20 protein-coding genes are annotated in these 21,479 nt (G+C 28.5%); 19 read left to right on the forward strand and 1 reads right to left on the reverse strand.

From position 1 onward, the window contains the following. Window positions 1-4 precede the first annotated feature (4 nt). From IPM32_14115 to IPM32_14205, 19 genes are all read left to right on the forward strand, one after another. Window positions 5-1,249, forward strand: a complete 1,245-nt coding sequence (locus tag IPM32_14115; protein MBK8946386.1) for an ABC transporter permease — start codon at window positions 5-7, stop codon at window positions 1,247-1,249. After that, window positions 1,249-2,469: an ABC transporter permease gene (locus IPM32_14120; GenBank protein ID MBK8946387.1), complete on the forward strand. Its 1,221-nt coding sequence runs from the start codon at window positions 1,249-1,251 to the stop codon at window positions 2,467-2,469. Before IPM32_14115 ends, IPM32_14120 begins: the two co-directional genes overlap by 1 nt. Window positions 2,470-2,652: 183 nt before the next feature. Further along, window positions 2,653-6,108, forward strand: coding sequence for a hypothetical protein (locus tag IPM32_14125; protein MBK8946388.1), 3,456 nt, complete (start codon window positions 2,653-2,655; stop codon window positions 6,106-6,108). Between the two features lie 17 nt (window positions 6,109-6,125). Then, window positions 6,126-6,593 (forward strand): NUDIX domain-containing protein, encoded by a 468-nt coding sequence (locus IPM32_14130; GenBank protein ID MBK8946389.1) that lies wholly within the window; start codon window positions 6,126-6,128, stop codon window positions 6,591-6,593. Further along, entirely contained in the window at window positions 6,590-7,447 is an 858-nt protein-coding gene (locus tag IPM32_14135; GenBank protein MBK8946390.1) for a phosphatase PAP2 family protein, read from the forward strand. Before IPM32_14130 ends, IPM32_14135 begins: the two co-directional genes overlap by 4 nt. Before the next feature lie 78 nt (window positions 7,448-7,525). Beyond that, window positions 7,526-8,440, forward strand: a complete 915-nt coding sequence (locus IPM32_14140) for a sugar kinase (GenBank protein MBK8946391.1) — start codon at window positions 7,526-7,528, stop codon at window positions 8,438-8,440. Then, window positions 8,430-9,443, forward strand: a complete 1,014-nt coding sequence (mtnA, locus tag IPM32_14145; GenBank protein MBK8946392.1) for an S-methyl-5-thioribose-1-phosphate isomerase — start codon at window positions 8,430-8,432, stop codon at window positions 9,441-9,443. The genes IPM32_14140 and mtnA overlap by 11 nt, the downstream gene beginning before the upstream one ends. A gap of 8 nt (window positions 9,444-9,451) precedes the next feature. Further along, window positions 9,452-10,189: a DNA repair protein RecO gene (gene recO / locus IPM32_14150; GenBank protein ID MBK8946393.1), complete on the forward strand. Its 738-nt coding sequence runs from the start codon at window positions 9,452-9,454 to the stop codon at window positions 10,187-10,189. Window positions 10,190-10,205: 16 nt separating this feature from the next. Beyond that, window positions 10,206-11,723: a Do family serine endopeptidase gene (locus IPM32_14155; protein ID MBK8946394.1), complete on the forward strand. Its 1,518-nt coding sequence runs from the start codon at window positions 10,206-10,208 to the stop codon at window positions 11,721-11,723. A gap of 90 nt (window positions 11,724-11,813) precedes the next feature. Continuing rightward, entirely contained in the window at window positions 11,814-13,022 is a 1,209-nt protein-coding gene (aroC, locus tag IPM32_14160; protein MBK8946395.1) for a chorismate synthase, read from the forward strand. Window positions 13,023-13,028: 6 nt separating this feature from the next. Next, window positions 13,029-13,667, forward strand: a complete 639-nt coding sequence (locus IPM32_14165; GenBank protein ID MBK8946396.1) for an MBL fold metallo-hydrolase — start codon at window positions 13,029-13,031, stop codon at window positions 13,665-13,667. 61 nt (window positions 13,668-13,728) lie between these two features. Continuing rightward, a complete protein-coding gene (locus IPM32_14170) occupies window positions 13,729-14,505 on the forward strand; it encodes an ABC transporter permease subunit (GenBank protein ID MBK8946397.1) in 777 nt (258 codons plus the stop codon). Further along, window positions 14,498-15,250 (forward strand): ABC transporter ATP-binding protein, encoded by a 753-nt coding sequence (locus IPM32_14175; protein ID MBK8946398.1) that lies wholly within the window; start codon window positions 14,498-14,500, stop codon window positions 15,248-15,250. The genes IPM32_14170 and IPM32_14175 overlap by 8 nt, the downstream gene beginning before the upstream one ends. A gap of 7 nt (window positions 15,251-15,257) precedes the next feature. Further along, a complete protein-coding gene (locus IPM32_14180) occupies window positions 15,258-16,802 on the forward strand; it encodes an acyl-CoA carboxylase subunit beta (GenBank protein MBK8946399.1) in 1,545 nt (514 codons plus the stop codon). A gap of 102 nt (window positions 16,803-16,904) precedes the next feature. Further along, complete coding sequence (locus IPM32_14185; protein ID MBK8946400.1) at window positions 16,905-17,582, forward strand: metal-dependent hydrolase; 678 nt, start codon at window positions 16,905-16,907, stop codon at window positions 17,580-17,582. Window positions 17,583-17,648: 66 nt separating this feature from the next. After that, window positions 17,649-18,434, forward strand: a complete 786-nt coding sequence (locus IPM32_14190; GenBank protein ID MBK8946401.1) for a ParA family protein — start codon at window positions 17,649-17,651, stop codon at window positions 18,432-18,434. Continuing rightward, window positions 18,431-19,378, forward strand: coding sequence for a ParB/RepB/Spo0J family partition protein (locus IPM32_14195; GenBank protein ID MBK8946402.1), 948 nt, complete (start codon window positions 18,431-18,433; stop codon window positions 19,376-19,378). Before IPM32_14190 ends, IPM32_14195 begins: the two co-directional genes overlap by 4 nt. 100 nt (window positions 19,379-19,478) lie before the next feature. Continuing rightward, complete coding sequence (locus IPM32_14200; GenBank protein MBK8946403.1) at window positions 19,479-19,865, forward strand: hypothetical protein; 387 nt, start codon at window positions 19,479-19,481, stop codon at window positions 19,863-19,865. Continuing rightward, window positions 19,865-20,569 (forward strand): hypothetical protein, encoded by a 705-nt coding sequence (locus IPM32_14205; protein ID MBK8946404.1) that lies wholly within the window; start codon window positions 19,865-19,867, stop codon window positions 20,567-20,569. Before IPM32_14200 ends, IPM32_14205 begins: the two co-directional genes overlap by 1 nt. On the opposite strand, the gene IPM32_14210 is transcribed toward IPM32_14205, so the two are convergent. Next, window positions 20,562-21,479 carry a hypothetical protein gene (locus IPM32_14210; GenBank protein ID MBK8946405.1) on the reverse strand — a complete coding sequence of 306 codons (918 nt, stop codon included), beginning with the start codon at window positions 21,477-21,479 and terminating at the stop codon, window positions 20,562-20,564. The genes IPM32_14205 and IPM32_14210 overlap by 8 nt on opposite strands.

A 21,479-nucleotide genomic window follows, 5' to 3' on the forward strand; every position in this document is an offset into this window, starting at 1 on the left:
TTTAATGGCACATTTTCTGTTTGAACTTAAAGAAGGTCTTATTATTGCTTTCAATGCAATTCGAGCAAATAAAATTAGATCAATTTTAACAACGCTTGGAATTGTAATTGGTGTTGCTTCGGTTGTCTTAATGTCAACAGCAATTAAAGGAATAGATGAATCATTTCAATCAAGCGCAACAAGTATTATGGGAACGGATAATATTTTTGTTGATAAATGGGCATGGTTCGGAACAGTTCCTTGGTGGGAATTAAGGAACAGACGTGATATTGATATGGAGGTTTTTGAGAAATTTAAAGAACAAGCTACACTTCCAATAGCAATTTCTCCTCGATCCATTAGGCGCGAAACAGCAACACTTAGAGATGTAGTTGTTGAAGGGTGTTTTATTGTTGGTACAAATCAAGATTATATCAAAACTACAGATTTAAAATTTACCGAGGGAAGATTCTTTACTGAAATTGAAAGTAATGCTGGAAGAAGAATTTGTGTTATTGGCGGTGAAATTGCTGAAAAATTATTCCCACTTGGAAACGGTGTAGATCAAATAATAAAAATTGGTGGAAATAAATATCAAGTAGTTGGTATTAATGATAAACAAGGAAGTTTCTTATTCGGTGATTTCAACCCGGATAATATGATTTATATTCCAATTGGAGCAATGTTTAAAGATTTTCAAAATAGACGATGGGGAGGTGGAATTTCTATTTGCGTTAGAGCTCCCAATAATCTTTCTGTTCCGGCAGTTAAAGAAGAAGCAATTAGTATAATGAGAAGAATTAGAGGATTAAAATATGATGAGCAAGATGATTTTTCTATTAATCAGCAAGATGTTTTGCTTGATATGATAAATCAGCAAGTCGGTGTTATTCAAATTGCCGGTTTATTTATAACCGGACTAGCACTTTTCGTAGGTGCAATAGGAATCATGAATATAATGTTTGTATCAGTTAAAGAAAGAACAAGAGAAATTGGAATTAGGAAAGCTATTGGTGCAAAGAAAAGAACAATTTTAGGTCAGTTTCTCACTGAATCCGCTGCAATATGTTTAATTGGTGGTTTAATCGGTTTATTTATTGCTGTACTTGGTGCAAAAATTATTGAACAATATAATTTCCCAGTTTCGGTTCAAATTGATGCAGTAATTATAGCAATTGGAATATCATTATTAACTGGGGTTTTATCTGGATTAGCTCCAGCATGGACGGCAGCTAAAATGGATCCCGTAGACGCATTGAGGTATGAATAATGGAAATATTATTAGTTGCTTTAAGCTCTTTAAGAGCAAATAAATTAAGGTCTCTTTTAACTATTCTTGGAATTATTGTCGGAATATTTTCAATAATTACGATTAGCACCATAGTTTCAATGCTACAGAACAGTATTGAGGAAGGTGTTTCTCAATTAGGACAAACAACATTCCAAATTCAAAAATATCCGGCAATGATGAATAGAGGTGATCGCGCAAAATTTAGAAATAGAAAAGATCTTACTATTGATGAATATTATGAATTGCGTGATAAATTGCAAGGTCAAGTTGAAGCAGTTGGGGCAGAACAATGGGAATGGGGAAAATTATTTACTTATGAAAATAAAGAGACAAATCCAAACGTACAGCTTGTTGGATGTACACCGGAAGCATTTCCAAATAATAAATGGATAGCAGAATATGGAAGAAATTTTAATTACAATGATGTAAATAGATATGAAAAATGTATTGTTCTTGGCAAAACACTTGCAGAAACTTTGTTTGGTGATCTTGATCCAATAGGATTGGAAGTAAAAGTTGATAACAAAAAATTAAAAGTAATTGGAGTTTTAGAAAAACAAGCAACTTCTTTTGGCGATGATAAAGATAATTTTGGTGCAATTCCAATTACAACTTTCCAAAACTTTTATGGCAAATACGGTGAAAGTGTAAATATTACAGTAAGTTCATTTAGCAAAGAAGATTATAATGATGTAATTGAAAAATCTGTGGGATATTTTAGAACAATTAGAAAAGTTCCTCCCGGAGAAGATGATGACTTTGCTATTTTCTCAAATGAATCAGTATTAAATGATATAAACAGTATGACAGCTGGAGTTAAGATTGGAGCTTACGTAATTGCACTAATCGCTTTACTTGCAGCCGGAATAGGAATTATGAATATTATGCTCGTTTCTGTTACTGAAAGAACTAAAGAAATTGGAATAAGAAAAGCAATTGGTGCCAAAAAGAGTAATATATTATTTCAGTTTTTAATTGAATCTGTTGTACTTTCACTATTCGGCGGAATTATTGGAATTATTATCGGCTTAGTTGTTGGTAATCTTGCCGGCTCTGCAATTGGTGGAGAATTTTCAATTCCAATGGATTGGGTAGCAATCGGAGTTTTACTTTGCGTTATTGTTGGAGTTGGATTTGGTACCTATCCAGCTTACAAAGCCTCAAACTTAGATCCAATTGATGCACTAAGATATGAATAGAGGAAATATCAAAAATTAAAAATCAAATTGCAAAAAGTAATATTTTAATTCTTGCATTAGTGGCAAATAATTAAATTCAATCCCATCAATTCGGTGGGATTTTTTATTTTATTGACTTGCATAAACTAATCTCACCTTTTAGTTTTGATAAATAAAATTCTCGACTTACAAAAAGTTTAATATTTGAAATCATTTAATAATTTTACAATAATATTTTTATTTTCAATTTATTTTTCAAATTTGCATGCACAAATTGATAGTTTGCAAATTTCTAAAATTGATACCTTTAAAATAAATTTTGAAAATGTATATGAATTAAATGCAATAAACTTCATTCCATTTTCTGAAAAAGTTGGAATAAATAACAGAGAATTAAACTCCACTCAATACAAAATCAATTTAGAAAATAATTCACTTTCACTTTCGGATACAATACAGTATTCAATTTTTGATACTTTATTCGTTCAATATAATTCGATGAATTTTAATCTGAAGAAAAATTATAAGAATCGTTCATTGATAAAATACTTTGATAATAATATTAATAATTATATAAGTACAGTTAAAACAGAAACTGTTGATCTTTCTGCAAAAAGTATTTTTGGGAAAGAGCTAAAAAGTAACGGAACTCTTTTACGCGGTTTTACGTTTGGTTCAAATAAAGATTTAGAAGTTAACAGCGGTTTACGACTTCAACTTGCTGGAAAAATCTCTGATGAAATAGAAATTGTTGCGGCACTAACAGATGAAAATACTCCAATTCAGCCGGAAGGAAACACTGAAAGACTTGAAGAACTTGATAAAGTTTTCATCGAAATAAAACATAAAAATGCCAACGCGGTTTTTGGTGATTATAATCTAAAACAAAATATTGGCGAATTTGGAAAAGTTGAAAGAAAACTTCAAGGTGTTGTAGGAAATTTTAATATCGAGAATTATAACGGTTCAGTTTCATTTGCTTCTTCACGCGGAAAGTTTAATTCAATGCAATTTGCAGGAATTGACGGAGTACAAGGTCCGTATAGACTTTCAGGAACTAATGGTGAAAATGACATTATTGTAATTGCCGGAAGTGAAAAAATTTATTTGGATGGCAGACAATTAAAACGCGGTGAAAATAATGACTACATAATTGAATATTCAATTGGCGAAATAACTTTTACACCAAAAATATTAATTACTTCTTTAAGCAGAATTACAATTGATTTTGAATACACAAATCGTCAATATGATAGAAATACAATTTCGGCAAATGCTCAAGGTAACTTTTTCTCAAATAAACTTAAATTTTATATTAATGCAATTCAAGAAGGAGATAATAAAAATAGTCCAATTGATTTTACAATTTCTGATGAAAGTGAACAATTACTAATTGATGCGGGTGATAACCAATTGCTGGCGGCTCAATCTGGAATTATCCAATTGGAAGGTGATTCATTAGGATTATATTATGATTTGGATTCACTTATAAATGGAGAAAATTATAAAATATTTATCTATTCTCCGGGTTCTGAAAATGCAAAATTTAATATTGTTTTTAGTTATGTAGGTGAAAATAATGGAAACTATATTCGCGAAAGTATTGGGAAATTTAAATTTGTTGGAATTAACAAAGGTGCGTATTTACCTATTCGACTTTTACCGCTGCCAGAAAAAAATCAGTTAGCAAATTTTGTTTTTGATTATTCTCCAATTGAAAAAATAAATATCAATTTAGAATTAGCTGGAAGCAGTTATGATAAAAATACTTTCTCATCAGTTGATGATAAAGATAACAATGGATTTGCTCGAAATCTAAAATTTAAAATTGAACCAATTGATGTGAATCTTTTCGAAACATATTTAGGAAAAATCAGTTCAAGTTATCGTGATAGACTTCTTAACAAAAGATTTAAATCAATTGATAGAATTAATGAAATTGAATTTGAAAGAAATTATAACACAAAAAACTCAACACTAAATGAAGAAATTTTGAGGGAGTTTCTTATAAACTTCAATCCGGTGGAAAGTATTGATTTTATTGGTCAATATGGAAATCTAAAAAAAGGAAATAATTTTTCATCAGAAAGAATTTATGCAAAAACAAACTGGAGAAATTATAAAAATACTAACATTAATTATGAATACGATTTTGTAAATTCAGATAATTCTATTTTACAATCTGATTGGCTGAAACAAAATGGTGAAATATCATATCAAATCAATATGTTCCAACCCGGATTTTCATTTAGATCAGAAGATAAAAATGAAAATAAATTATTTACCGATTCATTATTAAATAGCAGCCTAAAATATTTTGAATATTCACCATTTCTAAATTTAAGTTTTGAAAATAATTTAATAATTTCTGCAAAATATACTTTTACAAAGGAGTCTTCGCCACTTGATGGAATTATGGAAGAGGAAGCAAAATCATATGCACACACATATTCATTAAATTGGAATGAATTTAAAGAGTTCTCAACTTTATTGGATTTTACTTTCCGTAATAAGAAATACTCCGATAAATTTTCTCAATTAGGCTTTGGTGATAATGAAACAATTCTTTTACGTTCGCAATCAAATATTAATTTGTTAGATAGATTTTTTAGTGGAAATATTTATTACAACGCAGCTTCGGAGCGAAGCGCAAAATATGAAAAAGTTTATATCAGAGTTACTCAAGGCACCGGTATGTTTTCGTATCAAGGCGACTTAAACAATAACGGAATTGCAGATGAGAATGAATATATAATTGATCCTTATGAAGGAGATTATATTCAAACTACCTTACCTACCGATGAATTATTTCCGGTAATTGATTTAAAAATAAATTCACGTTTTCAAATTGACTTTGCAAAACAGTTTGATCAATCAAATTTATTCAACACAATTTTAAATTCTTTATTTACCGAAACGACTTTTAGAATTGAGGAAAATAGTAAAATAACTGATACAAGAAAAATTTACTTACTTAATTTTAATTATTTCTTAAATGATTCGCTTACTTTACGCGGTACAAATTATTTTCAGCAAGATCTTCATATTCTAAAAAATCAACGTGATTTATCTTTTCGATTGCGATTTACAGAAACAAAAAATTTAAATCAATATAGCTCTGGTTTAGAAAAATCTTTTTTGAAAGAAAGAAATATCCGTATAAAATTCAGAATGGTTGATGAAGTTAATAACGAAACAGAATTTATAAATAAAATAGAAAACGTATTTGCGCCCGTGAATACAAATCGATCGCGTTTTATTAACTCAAATGAATTGAAAACTGATTTTTCATATCGTCCTTATAATAATATTGAATTAGGATTTCTAATTAAAGTAGGAAGATTGGAAGATAAATTTCCAACAATTCCAACCATTCTTGATGAAAATAAACTAAATTTGCGATTAACATTATCTCTATTGGAAAAAGGTCGTTTAAGATTTGAAATTGAGCGAACCGAACTTTTGGTTAATACAAATGAAAATATAATTCCCTTTGAAATTACAAACGGAAATTTGATTGGGAAAAATTATATTTGGAGAACAAATTTCGATTATCGTTTTACCGGAAATTTGCAAACGAATATTAATTATTCCGGCAGACTTCAGGGTAAAGGAAAAGTAATAAATACTTTAAGAGCAGAAGCGAGAGCATACTTTTGAAAATAATAGGAAATAAAATGAGAATTGTATCAACTTTGATTGAAGCACACATTATTAGAATTAAAAATGATAATGTTGAATTTTTATTATTAAAAAGATCACCTAATGAAAAATACCCCAATATTTGGCAAATGGTTACTGGTAAGATTATAGTTGGTGAAAAAGCATACGAGACTGTAATTAGAGAGATTAAAGAAGAAACAAATTTGGAAATTGATGAACTATTTGTTGTTCCCAAAACAAATTCTTTTTATAATGAAATTGATGATACAATTGTGATGATTCCAGTTTTTGTTGCAACAATTAAAAATTTTGAAAATATTGCATTAAGTAATGAACATTGCGAATATCAATGGGTTGAATTGCAAAAAGTAAAAAAACTTTTAGCTTGGCCCGTACAAAAAGAATCTGCAAAAATTATTAATGATTATTTCACCAAGAAATATAAATCTCTAAATTTTATTAAAATTGAAAATTCATTATGAGTTTAAATTTCTTGATAAAATTATATTTTCTAATTTTCATTCTATTAATATTTTCACAAAAAATTTCAGCTCAAGAATTAAGTAATAGAATTGATTCATCAAAAATTACAAATATAATTTGTGATGATACAAAATTAATATTGGAAAATAATTTAGATTATTTTTCTCGTCCAGCTCAATTTAACACTTATGATTGGCTTATTTTTTCCGGAATAGTTGTTTCAACCGGATTGCTTTCAACAATTGATGAAGAAGTTAAAAACGAATTGAGATTAAATCAAACAATTTTCCAAAAAGATTTTACAAAAGTTGGAAAATTATACGGAGATTTAATTTCTTTATTTGGAATCCCTTTATCAATTTATGGAAGCGGTTTGGTTTTTAAGAATAAGGAATTGCGAACAACCGGAAGAATTTTGATTGAATCTTTAGCTGCAGCCGGAATAGCAACATCAGTAATTAAAATTATTACCGGAAGAAGCAGGCCAAAAAAAAATATGGGTGAATTTGATTTCAACTTTTTTGAATTCAAAAATATAAACGTTTCATTACCAAGCGGACACTCAACCGTTGCTTTTACAATCAGTACAGTTTTATCGGAGCGAATTGATAATATCTATGCCAGCATTGCATTATATGGATTAGCTTCATTAACTGCATATCAAAGAATTTATTCAAATAATCATTGGCTTTCTGATACTTTTCTTGGTGCTGCAATTGGAATTTCTGCCGGAAAGTTTTTCTCAAATTTGGAGAAGAAAAGAAATGAAAAAAATCCTGATAAATTCAGTTATCAAATTTTGCCAAGTATAAATTCATCTAATATTGGGCTTCAGATTCATATTCAATTTTAATACAATTTTCAAATCACTAATTAAATAAACAATTAATTATATTTCGGTTATAATTTTTGATTTTATTACGGAGGAAATTTGGATTTAGTAGTCGTTGGTTCTGTTGGTTTAGATTACGTAGAAACCCCATTTGGCAAAATCGAGAATGCTTTAGGCGGTGCTGCAACTTACATTTCACTAACTGCAAGTTATTTTACACAACCTGTTAAAATGATTGGAGTTGTTGGTGACGACTTTCCAAAGGAACATATTGAAATGTTAGAAAATCATATGGTTGATTTGGAAAATCTGGAAATTATAAAAAATGGAAAAACATTTCGCTGGGGCGGAAAATATCATTATGATTTAAATGTTAGAGATACACTTTACACACACTTAAATGTATTCGAAAATTTCAATCCAATTATTCCTGAAAAATCTAAAGAAAATAGTTTTGTAATTTTAGGAAATATTCAACCATCGCTTCAGCTTTCCGTAATTGATCAACTTAAAGGAAATAACTTTATTGTTTGTGATACAATGAATTTATGGATTAATACAACTTTGGATGATTTAAAAAAAGTTTTAGCAAAAACAAATGTTCTTATTATTAATGATTCGGAAGCGAGACTTTTAGCAAATGAGGCAAATCTTATTAAAGCTTCAAGAATTATTAGAGAAATGGGACCTGAATATTTAATAATTAAAAAAGGTGAACATGGTGCTTTGCTTTTTCATAATAATACAGTTTTTTCTGCACCCGCGTATCCGCTTGAATCAATTTTTGATCCCACCGGAGCGGGAGATACTTTTCTCGGTGGTTTTGCCGGATATCTTCATAGCACGATAGATTTGAATTTTGATAATGTAAAAAGAGCTGTAATTTATGGAAGTGCAATGGCTTCATTTTGTGTTGAACAATTCAGCACAAAAGGTTTGGAAGATTTAGATAAACTTCAAATTCATGACAGATTTATTGAGTTTAGGGAGCTTTCAAAATTTGATGACAAATAGTTTTAATTCAATAGAATTTATAAATGATGAATTAGTTTTAATTGATCAGACAAAACTTCCTTTGATTGAGTCGTATATAAAGACAAATGATTATGAAAGAATTGCAATTGCTATTGAGCGTTTAGAAGTTAGAGGTGCTCCGGCAATTGGAATTTCTACTGCATATGCAATTGCACTCAGTTTTAATAAAAATGTTGAAAATATTTCAACTCATTTTGAAAAAGTATTTTCACGGCTTTCTAAAACAAGACCAACAGCAGTAAATTTATTTTGGGCTTTAGAAAGAATGAAAAAAATTTTTGAGAAAAATCAAACATCAGCAAATTTGTATAACATTTTATTGGATGAAGCAAAACAAATTCACCAAGAAGATATTTTAATGTGTGATAAAATAGCTGAAAACGGTTTACAAATATTTAGAAAAGAAAGTGTTGTTTTAACTCATTGCAACACCGGAAAACTTGCAACTGGCGGAGATGGGACTGCATTTAATGTTATAAAAAATGGATTCGCAAAAGGGAAAGTCAAATTCGTTTATGCAGATGAAACTCGTCCACTTTTACAAGGCAGCCGACTTACAGCATTTGAACTTCACAAAGCCGGAATACCATTTTCTATAAATACAGATTCCACTGCGGCATTTCTTATGCAAAATAATAAAATAGATTTAGTAATTACCGGAGCAGATCGAATTGCAATAAATGGTGATTCAGCCAATAAAATTGGGACATACAACTTAGCAGTATTATGTAATTTTCACAAAATTCCATTTTATATTGCAGCTCCAACTTCAACAATTGATAAAAGTTGTAAAACCGGAAATGATATTCAAATTGAATTTAGAGACAAAAAAGAAATTAATTCATTTAGAAATGAAAAAATAACAGATGATGAATATAACTGTTTTTCTCCGGCTTTTGATTTAACACCAAATAAATTAATTTCCGGAATTATTACTGAACAAAAAATTCATTTCCCGCTTTATAATTTTGGATTAATCTAAATTTTCAAATGGTTGAAATTGTAAAAAATGAAGCAATTGTATTAAAGAAAGTTAATTTTGGTGATACAAGTTTGATTATTCATTTTTATACAAAAGAGCATGGAAAAATTTCCGCAGTAATCAAAGGCGCAAAAAGTGGAAAATCAAAAATTGGAAGTAAAGTTGATTTACTTAATTTGGTTGAAATTGTTTATTATAATAAAGAAGAAAAGGAACTTCAGCTTGTTACTCAAGCAAATTTGATTGAGTATTTCCCAATTATAAAATCTGATTTAGAGCGATTAAAATATGCTTCCGGAATTTGTGAGCTAATTATTAAATTAGTTTTGGAAAAAGATATTAATGCAAAATTATTCAGAGGTGTTGTAAAAATTTTAACATTATTAAATAAGAAAGAATCTGACCCAATTTTTTTATTTACACAATTTCTAATTTTCTTTATCAAAGAAATTGGATTCGAGTTGAATTTTAATAATTGTTCAATTTGTAGAAATTCGATAAGCGAAAATGATCAAAATGCATTCAGCTATCCGGACGGAATTATCTGCGAAAATTGTAATTCAAATAAAATCACTACTTTTGAATTTTCTAAGGAACTTTTCAAATTATTTACATGTTTAACCTCAAAAAACAAATCAATTTCTTATAAGAAAAACGATTTAGAAAATATAATTTTTATATTAGAAAAATTTTTAGTTTACCATAATTCAGAATTTAACGGAATCAAATCACTACAAATATTATAAAGGAAGGTTCAAAAAAATGAAATCGAGAAATTTAATTGGTAAAATTTCATTGATAGTAATAGGTATTGTATTTGGAGCAATTCTTGTTTCAAGCGCAGATTTAGTAAAATTTAGCAGAGCAGAAAATATAAGTATCGGAAGTGAAAGCTCGCCGGTTGAAAATTTAGCATTATCAAATTTTAATACAGCATTTATTGAAGTTGCAGAAAAAGTTACTCCATCAATTGTAAGTATAAACGTTGTGAGTTCGGTAAAAGAAGATCCTCATAGCAATTTATTTGATTTTCCATTTAACTTCCCGCAGTTTAAGGACAAGAACAAAGAATTCAAAAGAGAAGGCGGCGGAAGCGGAGTTATAATTTCTAAAGACGGATATATTTTAACAAATAATCATGTTGTAGAAAATGCATCTAAAGTTACAATTCATCTATTTGATAAAAGGGAACTTGAAGCTGAAATAATTGGGAAAGACCCATTAACGGATTTAGCTGTTGTTAAAGTTGATGCAGATAATTTACCAGCTGCGTATATGGGCGATTCAGATAAATTAAGAGTTGGCGAATGGGTTATGGCAATTGGAAATCCTTTGAGTTATTTAACATCAACTGTTACTGCAGGAATTGTTAGTGCAACAAGCAGAAATATAGGAATTATAAAAGATAATTACGGAATTGAAGATTTTATTCAAACAGACGCAGCAATAAATCCGGGGAACAGTGGCGGAGCTTTAGTTGATTTAAACGGTGCAGTTGTTGGAATTAATTCGGCAATTGCAACAAGCGGTTTTTCCGCAACATATATTGGTTATGGTTTTGCAATTCCTATAAATATTGCAAAATCTGTAGCTCAAGATTTAATAGAAAATGGCGAAGTTAGTCGTGGTTATATTGGTGTTAGTATTACGGAAGTTGATGCTGCAACAGCAAAAGCAATTGGTTTAGAAAAACCAATGGGCATAATGATTCAAAATGTTGTTGAAGATGGATCTGCTGCATCAGAAGATATTATAGCAGGAGATGTAATTTTAGAAATTGATGGCAAAGCAGTTGATAAACCAAATCAATTACAAAGTTATATTGCTACAAAACGTGCTGGAACTGAAGTTCACTTAACTTTATTTAGAGATGGTAAAAAAATAAATAGAGATGTAGTGCTGAAGGCAAGAAACAATGAAAAGGAAGAAAACACTGAAGTTGTTGAATTAAAAAAAGAAAAGAAAAAGGATTCAAATAAAGTTCAGGAAGTGAATTTCAAAGAATTGGGTTTAACTGTACAAGATTTAAATGATTCATTACTAAAAAAATATAAAGTTAAAAACGGAGTTTTGATTAAGGATGTAGAACAATTTGGCAAAGCTTCTGATCAAAAATTATTTCCCGGTTTGTTAATTACACAAATTGATAAAAAGAACATTAATTCTGCTGAAGATTTTGAAGATATAATTAATTCAAAAAGAGGTGAAGCAGTTTTACTAAAAGTTATGGATGAAAATGGTAATACAAGATTTGTTGGATTAGAGATTCCAAATGAATAATTGAATATAGAAAAATAATTAATTAAGAAAACGCCTATATCTCTTAGGCGTTTTTTTTATATTTATGAGTAAAATATTAAAGGAAAATAAATGATAAGAATTCTTACTGCAGGCGAATCTCATGGAAAATCTTTATCCGTAATTGTTGAAGGATTTCCATCAAACATTCCAATTACAAAAGAATTTGTTGATAATCAATTGCGTAGAAGACAAATGGGATATGGTCGCGGTGGAAGAATGAAAATTGAAACGGACCAAATCGAAATCTTATCCGGAATAAGATTTGGTAAAACTTTAGGTTCTCCAATTTCTTTTAATATCACAAACTCTGATTGGAAAAATTGGACAGAAATAATGAGTCATACTCCAATTAAAAATAAAGTTGAGAAAATTACAATTCCACGTCCGGGTCATGCAGATTTAACGGGAATAAGTAAATTTAATTTTGATGATATTAGAAATTCAATTGAAAGATCAAGTGCAAGAGAAACTGCAGCAAGAGTTGCGGGCTCCACAATTGCGAAAAGATTTTTAGAAGAATTTGGAATTTCCGTTGGAAGTTTTATAGAAAGTATTGGAAATATTTATTCCAAAAATAATTTTGCTCAAAATTTATTTGATAATAATTTACCGGATAATTTTTCCGCACAATTTTTAGCAGATGAAGCTGATAAAAGTGATGTAAGAGTTTTAGATATTGATCAAGAAAAAAAGATTATCAATAAAATTAAAATAGCGAAGAAAAACGGAGATACATTAGGCGGAAATATAATCGTTGTAGCTACCGGAATACCAGTTGGACTTGGGTCTTATATGCATTTTGATAAAAAATTAGATGCGGCAATTGCATTTGAGTTTATGTCAATTAATGCTATTAAAGGTGTAGAAATTGGTTCGGGATTTTATTCAGCAAGTTTATTCGGCTCAAAATCACACGATGAAATAATTTTACAAAATAACAATTTTTCTAGAAAAACAAATAGAGCCGGAGGAATTGAAGGCGGAATATCAACCGGTTTACCAATAATTGTAAGAGCCGCAATGAAGCCAATTGCAACATTAATGCAGCCGATTGAAACAATTGAATTAAAAGAAATGAAATCTGTTAAAGCAAGAAGAGAGCGAAGTGATTTTGTTGCTGTTCCGGCATGTGGCGTTATAGGCGAAGCTGCACTCGCTTGGGTTTTAGCTAAATTTATGTTAGAAAAATTCGGTGGTGATTCTTTGGAAGAAACTAAATTAAATTATAAAAATTACACTAAAAACTTATTCGCAAATATTAAAAGAAATTTTAAATAAAATTAAATGATAGAAATTCAAAAATTTATTTTTAATCCATTTCAAGAAAATACATATGTTGTTTGGGACAAATCTACAAAAGAATCGATTATAATTGATCCAGGTTGTAATTCAAATTATGAAGAAGAAATTCTTATTGAATTTGTTGAAAAAAATAATCTTAAAATAAAATACTTAATAAATACACATTGTCACATTGATCATATTTTTGGCAATTCATTTATTAAAGAAAAATATCAATGTGATTTTTTAGCACCGGAGCTTGACATTCCTCTTTTAGATAAATTACTTGATCAAGCAAATATGTTCGGTGTTTCGGCAAAAAAATCACCTCGGCCAAATAAATTTATTTCTGAAGATTTAAAATTAAATTTAGGTGAAAATAAGATATCTTTTCTATTCACACCGGGACATACTGCTGGAGAATTTAGTATTCTTATAAACAATAATATTTGTTTCAGTGGTGATGTATTGTTTCTTGAAGGAATTGGAAGAACTGATTTGTGGGGCGGAGATTATAAAACTTTAATAAACTCGATTGAATCAAAATTATTTAGATTAGATGATAACACAAAAGTTTATCCGGGACACGGCGATGAAACTACAATTGGATATGAAAAAATTAATAATCCATTTTTAAAATAGGGAATAATTGATTATACTAAACTGATTAAATAAATTTTAACATTTTCGAAATAAAATTTATATGTCCAAGACTAATATTTATATACCAAAAAATTATTATGTAACTTTTGCTTTTTTATCGTCACTATTTTTTGTCTATATAATTTTATTTGAATTTATCCTTCCAATTAATTCAATTTTTCCGCGCCCGTCTATTTTAATTGAATCAATTCCATCTCTTTATAAGGAATATTATTTTATACAAAATTTCCTTTTTACTGTTACTTTAATTTATTCAAGTTTTATTGCTTCATATTTTTTAATAAAATTATTCTTCGCAATAATATTTAGGATTTCCAACCAGTTTAATAAAATTTATCAGATATTAAATTCTGCAAATTATTTTCTTCCAATATTTCTAATATTTCTTTTTAATATTTGGTTTGATAATTCAATTCTTGGAGAAATATTATTTTTATTATTTATCACAATGGGAATGTTGAAATCTCAAGTTATTTTAAACTCCAATAAAGTTAATGAAGAGTATATTTTATCGGCTCAAAGTCTTGGTTTAGATCAGAAAGAAATTATATCAAAAATAATTTGGAAAAATTTCCAACCTCAACTTTTCAATGTATTTGTTAGAAATCATTTTTTAATTTGGACTTATTCATTGATTTATGAATTTATAAATAAAACCAATGGATTAGGAAAACTATTTTACTTAACATTAAAATATGATGACTTTGTAATACTAATTTTAACAATAATTGTATTGGTAATTTCATTTGTGTTCTTTAATTATTTAATGAAATTAATAAAAGATAAATTTTTCTTTTGGGAAAATTTTAATGAGTGAAAATATTTTGAAAGCTGAAAATATTTCTAAACATTATTCCGATCAAGTTGGATATACAATTCATCTTTTAGAAAATATTTCTTTCTCAATTAATAAAAATGAGTTTGCCACTATCTTAGCTCCAAAAGGTTCCGGTAAAACTTCATTGTTAAAAATTATTTCTGGATTAGAAAATCCTTCTGCTGGAAAAATTATTTCCGAAAGTAAAAAAATATTTTTCATTCCTTCAAAACCTTCATCTTTTCCTTGGCTAAATGTTTATGATAATATTTCTTTCAATACTAAATTGGATAGAAATAAAATTGATGAAATAATAAAATTAGTTGGATTACATGGATACGATGAACATTTTCTGCATACTAAAAGTGAAGGATTTAGATTTAGAATTTCCATTGCAAGAGCTTTAGCAAATGAACCAGATTTATTAGTTATTGATGAACCTTTCAATAATCTTAATGACAAAACTCGTGAAGAAATTTACATTTTGTTGCGAAATATTTTCAACATAAAAAAAATATCAATTTTGTTTGGAACAACCAATATTACAGAAGCTATTTTTCTTTCTGATAAAATTTATCTGATGAAAAAAAATCCTGGCGAAATTATAGAAAAATTAAAAGTTGATTTATCCAAAAAACGTGAAATATCTTTGATGGAAACTGAGCAATTTCAATCTTCCAGAAATGAAATTGAAGAAATATTTAAAACTAAACTTCAATGCACACTATATCATTTTTCGGTTTAAAATTTCTATGTTAGATAAAAATAAAAATCTTGAAAATATTAGAAGCGAAGCTAAACTTGGCGGCGGTGAAGAACGAATAAAATTTCAACATGAAAAAGGTAAATTAACTGCACGTGAAAGAATTGAATTATTGTTGGATGAAGGAAGTTTTGATGAGATTGATATGTTTGTAAAACATCGATCAAATGATTTCGGATTGGATAAACAAAAGTTTTTAGGAGACGGAGTTGTAACTGGATTTGGCAAAATTAATAATCGCCCAGTTGCAATTTATAGTCAAGATTTTACTGTGTTTGGTGGTTCACTTTCCGAAGCTCATGCCGAGAAAATCTGCAAATTAATGGATATGGCATTGAAAATCGGTATTCCAATAATAGGATTAAACGATTCCGGCGGAGCAAGAATACAAGAAGGAGTTGTGAGTCTTGGTGGTTACGCTGAGATATTTTTAAGAAATACTTTAGCTTCGGGTGTAATTCCGCAAATTTCTGCAATTTTAGGACCATGTGCGGGGGGAGCAGTTTATTCACCGGCAATTACTGATTTTATTTTTATGGCAAAAAAAACAAGTCACATGTTTGTTACTGGACCAAATGTTGTAAAAACTGTAACACATGAGGAAGTTTCATTTGAACAACTTGGAGGTGCAGAAACACACACATCAAAAAGTGGAGTTGCACATTTTGCTTATGACAGTGAAATTGAAGTTTTAAATAACATTAGAAAATTAGTCGATTTTTTACCATTAAATTGGAAAGATAAATCTTTTGAAAAGGAATTTGATTTTAATGCAAATTTATTAATACCGGAGTTAGATGAAATTATTCCGGAAAATTCCAACAAACCTTATGATATGCATAAAATAATTTCTAAAATTGTTGATGATGCTGAATTTCTGGAAGTTCACAAAAATTTTGCTGAGAATATTATTGTTGGATTTGGAAGAATTGGTGGAATTTCGGTTGGAGTAATTGCAAATCAGCCGGCAATTTTAGCCGGAGTTTTAGATATTAATTCATCTGTAAAAGGTGCAAGATTTGTTAGATTTTGTGATGCATTTAATATTCCGCTTTTGGTTTTAGAAGATGTACCAGGTTTTCTACCGGGAACAGATCAGGAATGGAATGGAATAATTAAACATGGCGCAAAATTACTATTTGCTTTCAGCGAAGCAACAGTTCCAAAAGTTACAATAATTACTCGCAAAGCTTACGGCGGTGCATATGATGTTATGAATTCAAAACACATTCGCGGCGATTTTAATTTTGCTTGGCCAACTGCGGAAATTGCAGTAATGGGGCCAAAAGGTGCCGTTGAAATTATATTTAAAAAAGAAATTCAAACATCTGAAAAACCGGAAGAAAAGTTAAATCAAATGTTGGAAGAATATATTGAGAAATTTGCAAATCCTTATATTGCTGCTGAACGTGGATATATTGATGATGTAATTAAACCAAGCGAAACAAAATTAAAATTAGTAAATGCATTTCAATTGTTAAAAACAAAAGTTGATACTAATCCAAAGAAAAAACATTCAAATATTCCTTTGTAAATTATTGTTAAATATTTCGATTAAAATCTTCCAATCAATTTTAATTAATTATTGTAAATTTCTGTATAACAAAATAATTTGTAATTAATAATAGGTGAAAAAATGAAATTAAAATATTTTTCACATTCGGCATTTCAGATTACAACAAATTCCGGAATCACAATTTTAATTGATCCATTTTTGGATGATAATCCAACTTCTCCGGTTAAATCTAAGGATGTTGATGCAAATTATATTATATTAACTCACGGACATGGTGATCATATTGGAGATGCTTTCAAAATTGCTAAAAGAACAAATCCCACTTTTATTTGTGTTAATGAACTAGCAAATTATTGTATTTCAAAAGGATTTAATGCACACAATATGCATATTGGCGGAGCACATAATTTTGAATTTGGTCGAATTAAATTTACAATTGCACATCACGGATCACAAACACCGGATGGAACTTACGCGGGTGAACCTGCCGGAGTTATTATAACAATTGAAAATAAAACAATTTATCATACCGGGGATACAGCTTTATTTTTTGATATGAAATTAATAGGCGAAATGAATAAAGTAAATTATATGCTGCTCCCAATTGGTGATAATTTTACAATGGGAATTGACGATGCAGTAAAAGCAGTTGAATTTGTAAATCCGGAAATTGCAATTCCAATTCATTTTAATACTTTTTCCATAATTGAAGCAAATCCAAATGAATTTAAGAAAAAAGTTGAATCAATAAATAAAAAATGTATTATTCTTAATTTTGGTGAAGAGATTGAATTGTAAATTTAGGAATTTAACATTAGATTGTAATTTTAAAAAAGTTTTTAAGTATTGTAATTTTAGGTATTCATGGCAAATATTATAGCAATTGCCAACCAAAAGGGGGGCGTAGGAAAAACATCAACAGCAATAAATTTATCTGCATCTGTGGCGGCGGCAGAATTTAAAACATTGCTTATTGATATTGATCCTCAAGCAAATTCATCGCATGGTTTAGGAATTTACAATAACGAAAATTCCATTTATAACGTAATTATTGGAAATGTTCCAATTGAAAATTGTGTAGTAAATTCTTATATGCCAAATCTAGATATTTTACCATCTCATATTGATTTAGTTGGAGCTGAAATTGAAATAGTCAATATGGAAAATAGAGAAAAATTGTTAAAAAAATCATTAACGGAAATTACTACTGAATATGATTTCATAATTATCGATTGTCCACCATCGTTAAGTTTACTAACATTAAATGCATTAACTGCAGCTGATTCTGTAATTATTCCGGTGCAGTGCGAGTATTTTGCTTTGGAAGGTTTGGGACAATTACTAAATACAATTAATATTGTTAAAAAGCAGTTAAATCCAAATTTGGCAATTAATGGTGTTTTGTTAACAATGTATGATCAAAGATTGAATTTATCAAATCAAGTTGTTGAAGAAGTTAAAAAATATTTTGGCGAAAAAGTTTTTACGACAATTATTCATAGAAATGTAAAAATTTCTGAAGCTCCAAGTCATGCAAAACCCGTAATTTTATATGATGCAATTTCAACGGGAGCAAAAAATTATATTTCACTAGCATCAGAAGTAATAAACAGATGTAATCATAAACAGTTGAGCATAAAAGATAAATGAGTGATAAAAATAAACCGGCTCTTGGAAGAGGTTTAGAAGCATTATTAAATCCTTCAATCAAAATTGAAAATCATGAAAATATTGATTTGGCAAATCAAAATCTTAGTAATGATGATGGAATTTCTCAAGATATTTTAGCAAAAATTGAAGTTGAAAATATTTCTCCAAATCCGTTTCAACCAAGAACTGAATTTGATGCGGAAGCTTTGGATGAACTTAAAAAATCTATTCTTCAAAATGGATTAATTCAGCCAATAACGGTTAGACGAATTTCAGAAAATAAATATGAGTTAATTTCGGGAGAAAGAAGACTTCGCGCTGTTAAAGAAATTGGATACAAAACAATTCCGGCTTATATTATTGTTGTGGAAACCAAAGAAGCAATGCTGGCTTTGGCTTTAATCGAAAATATTCAAAGGGAAAAATTAAATCCGATAGAAATTGCACACGCTTATAAAAAATTAATTGATGAGTGTAATTTATCACAAGAAGAAGTTTCTGAAAAAGTTGGAAAAGATAGAACAACAATTACGAACACAATTAGATTATTAAAACTTCCTATTGAAATTCAGAACAGTTTAGTAAAAGATGAAATTTCATTTGGTCACGCACGTGCAATAATTAATATTTATGATGAAAGATTACAGCTTCAAATTCTTGAGAAAATAAAAAAAGAAAATCTATCTGTTAGAAAAGTTGAGCAAATTGTAAAATCTTTTCTTGAAGGAAAAAAATCTGAAAAGAAAGAACAAACAATTTTAAATGATCAAGATTTAATTTCTCAAAGAGATATTGAAAATAAATTGCGGATAATTTTTGGAACCAAAGTAATTTGTAAACAAAGAAAAGACGGCGCCGGACAAATTACAATAGATTTTTATTCAAATGAAGAACTTGATAGATTATTTGAACTTTTTGATTTAATTGAAAAAGCTAATTCTTAAAATACTTTTCCTTAGTATCATAAGTTTTATTAGTGTTTTTTGTCAAAACATTGATAAAGATTCCGTTTCTACAATTAACGAAGATGACTCGACTTTTATTATGCAAAAATCACCAACTGGAGCAATGTTAAGAAGTGCGATAATTCCTGGTTGGGGACAATTATATAATGAATCATATTGGAAAATTCCAATAATTTGGGGAGCATCAGCCTGGTTTATTTATGCTTGGATTAGACAAGATGATAATTATAATTATTACAGAGATTTATACAACAAAAGTCTTATCGAAACGTCTAACGGTAATGCAAATTATAAAAAATTACGAGATTTTTACCGAGATGACAGAGATTTATTTGCAATTTATTTGGGCTTAACTTATTTCTTAAATATTATTGATGCATATGTAGATGCACATTTATTTGATTTTGATATTGGAATGAACAGTTTTACAAATGAACCGGAATTTAAAATTAAACTCAATTTTTGATGAATACAAATTTTAACATTTGCCAAAATTGCGGAGAAAAAAATCCATTATATTTAAATAAATGTACAAAATGTCATCATTATTTTAGGGCTGCGGTTGTTAATATTGATTTATGGAGCACGATTTGGAAAATTTTTGAAACACCAAATGATGCGTTAAAAAACATAATTTATGCGGAACACAAAAATTTTATAACATTTTTGACATTTTTTCTTTCCATTAAATTTCTACTGATTTCTGCATTTGTTCAGTCATTTATTGATGACAGCGTAATGAATTCTACGAGTTTTATTTATAATATTTTAATTCAATCGGCAATTTATATATTATTTTTGATACTATTTTCAATCATCCTAAATGTAAGTCTAAAGAAATTTACGAAAACAAAATTTAGAAATACTTTTTCCTTAACAATATTTTCATTTATTCCAATAATACTCTCATTGTTCGTTTTAACACCAATTGAATATGGAATATTTGGGAAACACTGGTTTATTTTTAATCCATCACCATTTTTAATAAAAGATATTCCAGCTTACATTTTAAGTTTTGTGGAAATTGTTTTTATTGCTTGGAGTTTTGTTATTTTATTTAAGGGAATTAAACTTCAATCGAATTCGAATATTTTTAGTTTTACGATGCTTTTATTTTTTATATGTTTTTTGATAACTATTATTTATAAAATACCTTATATTATTATTTAAGTTTATTAATGTAATCAATTATAATTCCATATCTTAAACCTCTTCCACTAACAAATATTTTATCAAGTTTTTTTAATTTCATAATTGATTCTAATATTAAAATTCCAGCAAATAAAACATCTTGTCTTCCTTCAACAACATTTCCAAAATTTGCATTCATTTCATCTGGTAAAATTTTTGCTATTTTTTCTTTTAATTGAATAAGTTCATTCAAAGTAATAAATGAACCTTCTACTTTTTTTTCATTATAATCTTTTAGATTTTGCTTGATGCAAGATAAAGTTGTTGGAGTTCCAGCAACAGCAATTGAATTTAAATTATCCGGAATATTTGATGCAAATTCTATAAATAATTTATTCAAAAAATCTTCAGCTTTGGAAATATCATTTTGAGATATTGGTCTAATGTTAAAATATTTTTCCGTTAAACTAACAACTCCGGTTTGAAAACTATGCTTGAAATAAATTTCTTTAAAATTTCCATAAATTATTTCCGTACTTCCGCCGCCAATATCAATTACCATCTTTTTATCAAATTGAGGGAAAGTCGAAGATGCTCCCAAAAATGAAAATTCTGCTTCAGTTTTTCCATCAATTATTTCAATATCTAAGTCAAGTTTAGATTTTACCAAAGTGCAAATATCATCTGAATTAGAAGCAATCCTCATTGCATTTGTTGCTTTTAATAAAATTTTTTGAGAATTGTATTTAGTTGCTTTTATTTTATATAGAGTTAAAATTTCGAGTAAATTATTAATTCTGTCATCCAAAATTTTCTTACCGGGAATCAAATCTTTTCCTAATCTAGGTGATTTATAAATATTAAGTAGGGGAATGAGATTTTTATTTTCAATTTTGGCGATTAATAAAAGAACAGTATTTGAGCCAATATCCACACTTGCAATGTTCAT

Source organism: Ignavibacteriota bacterium, from assembly GCA_016716225.1.
Lineage (GTDB): Bacteria > Bacteroidota > Ignavibacteria > Ignavibacteriales > Melioribacteraceae.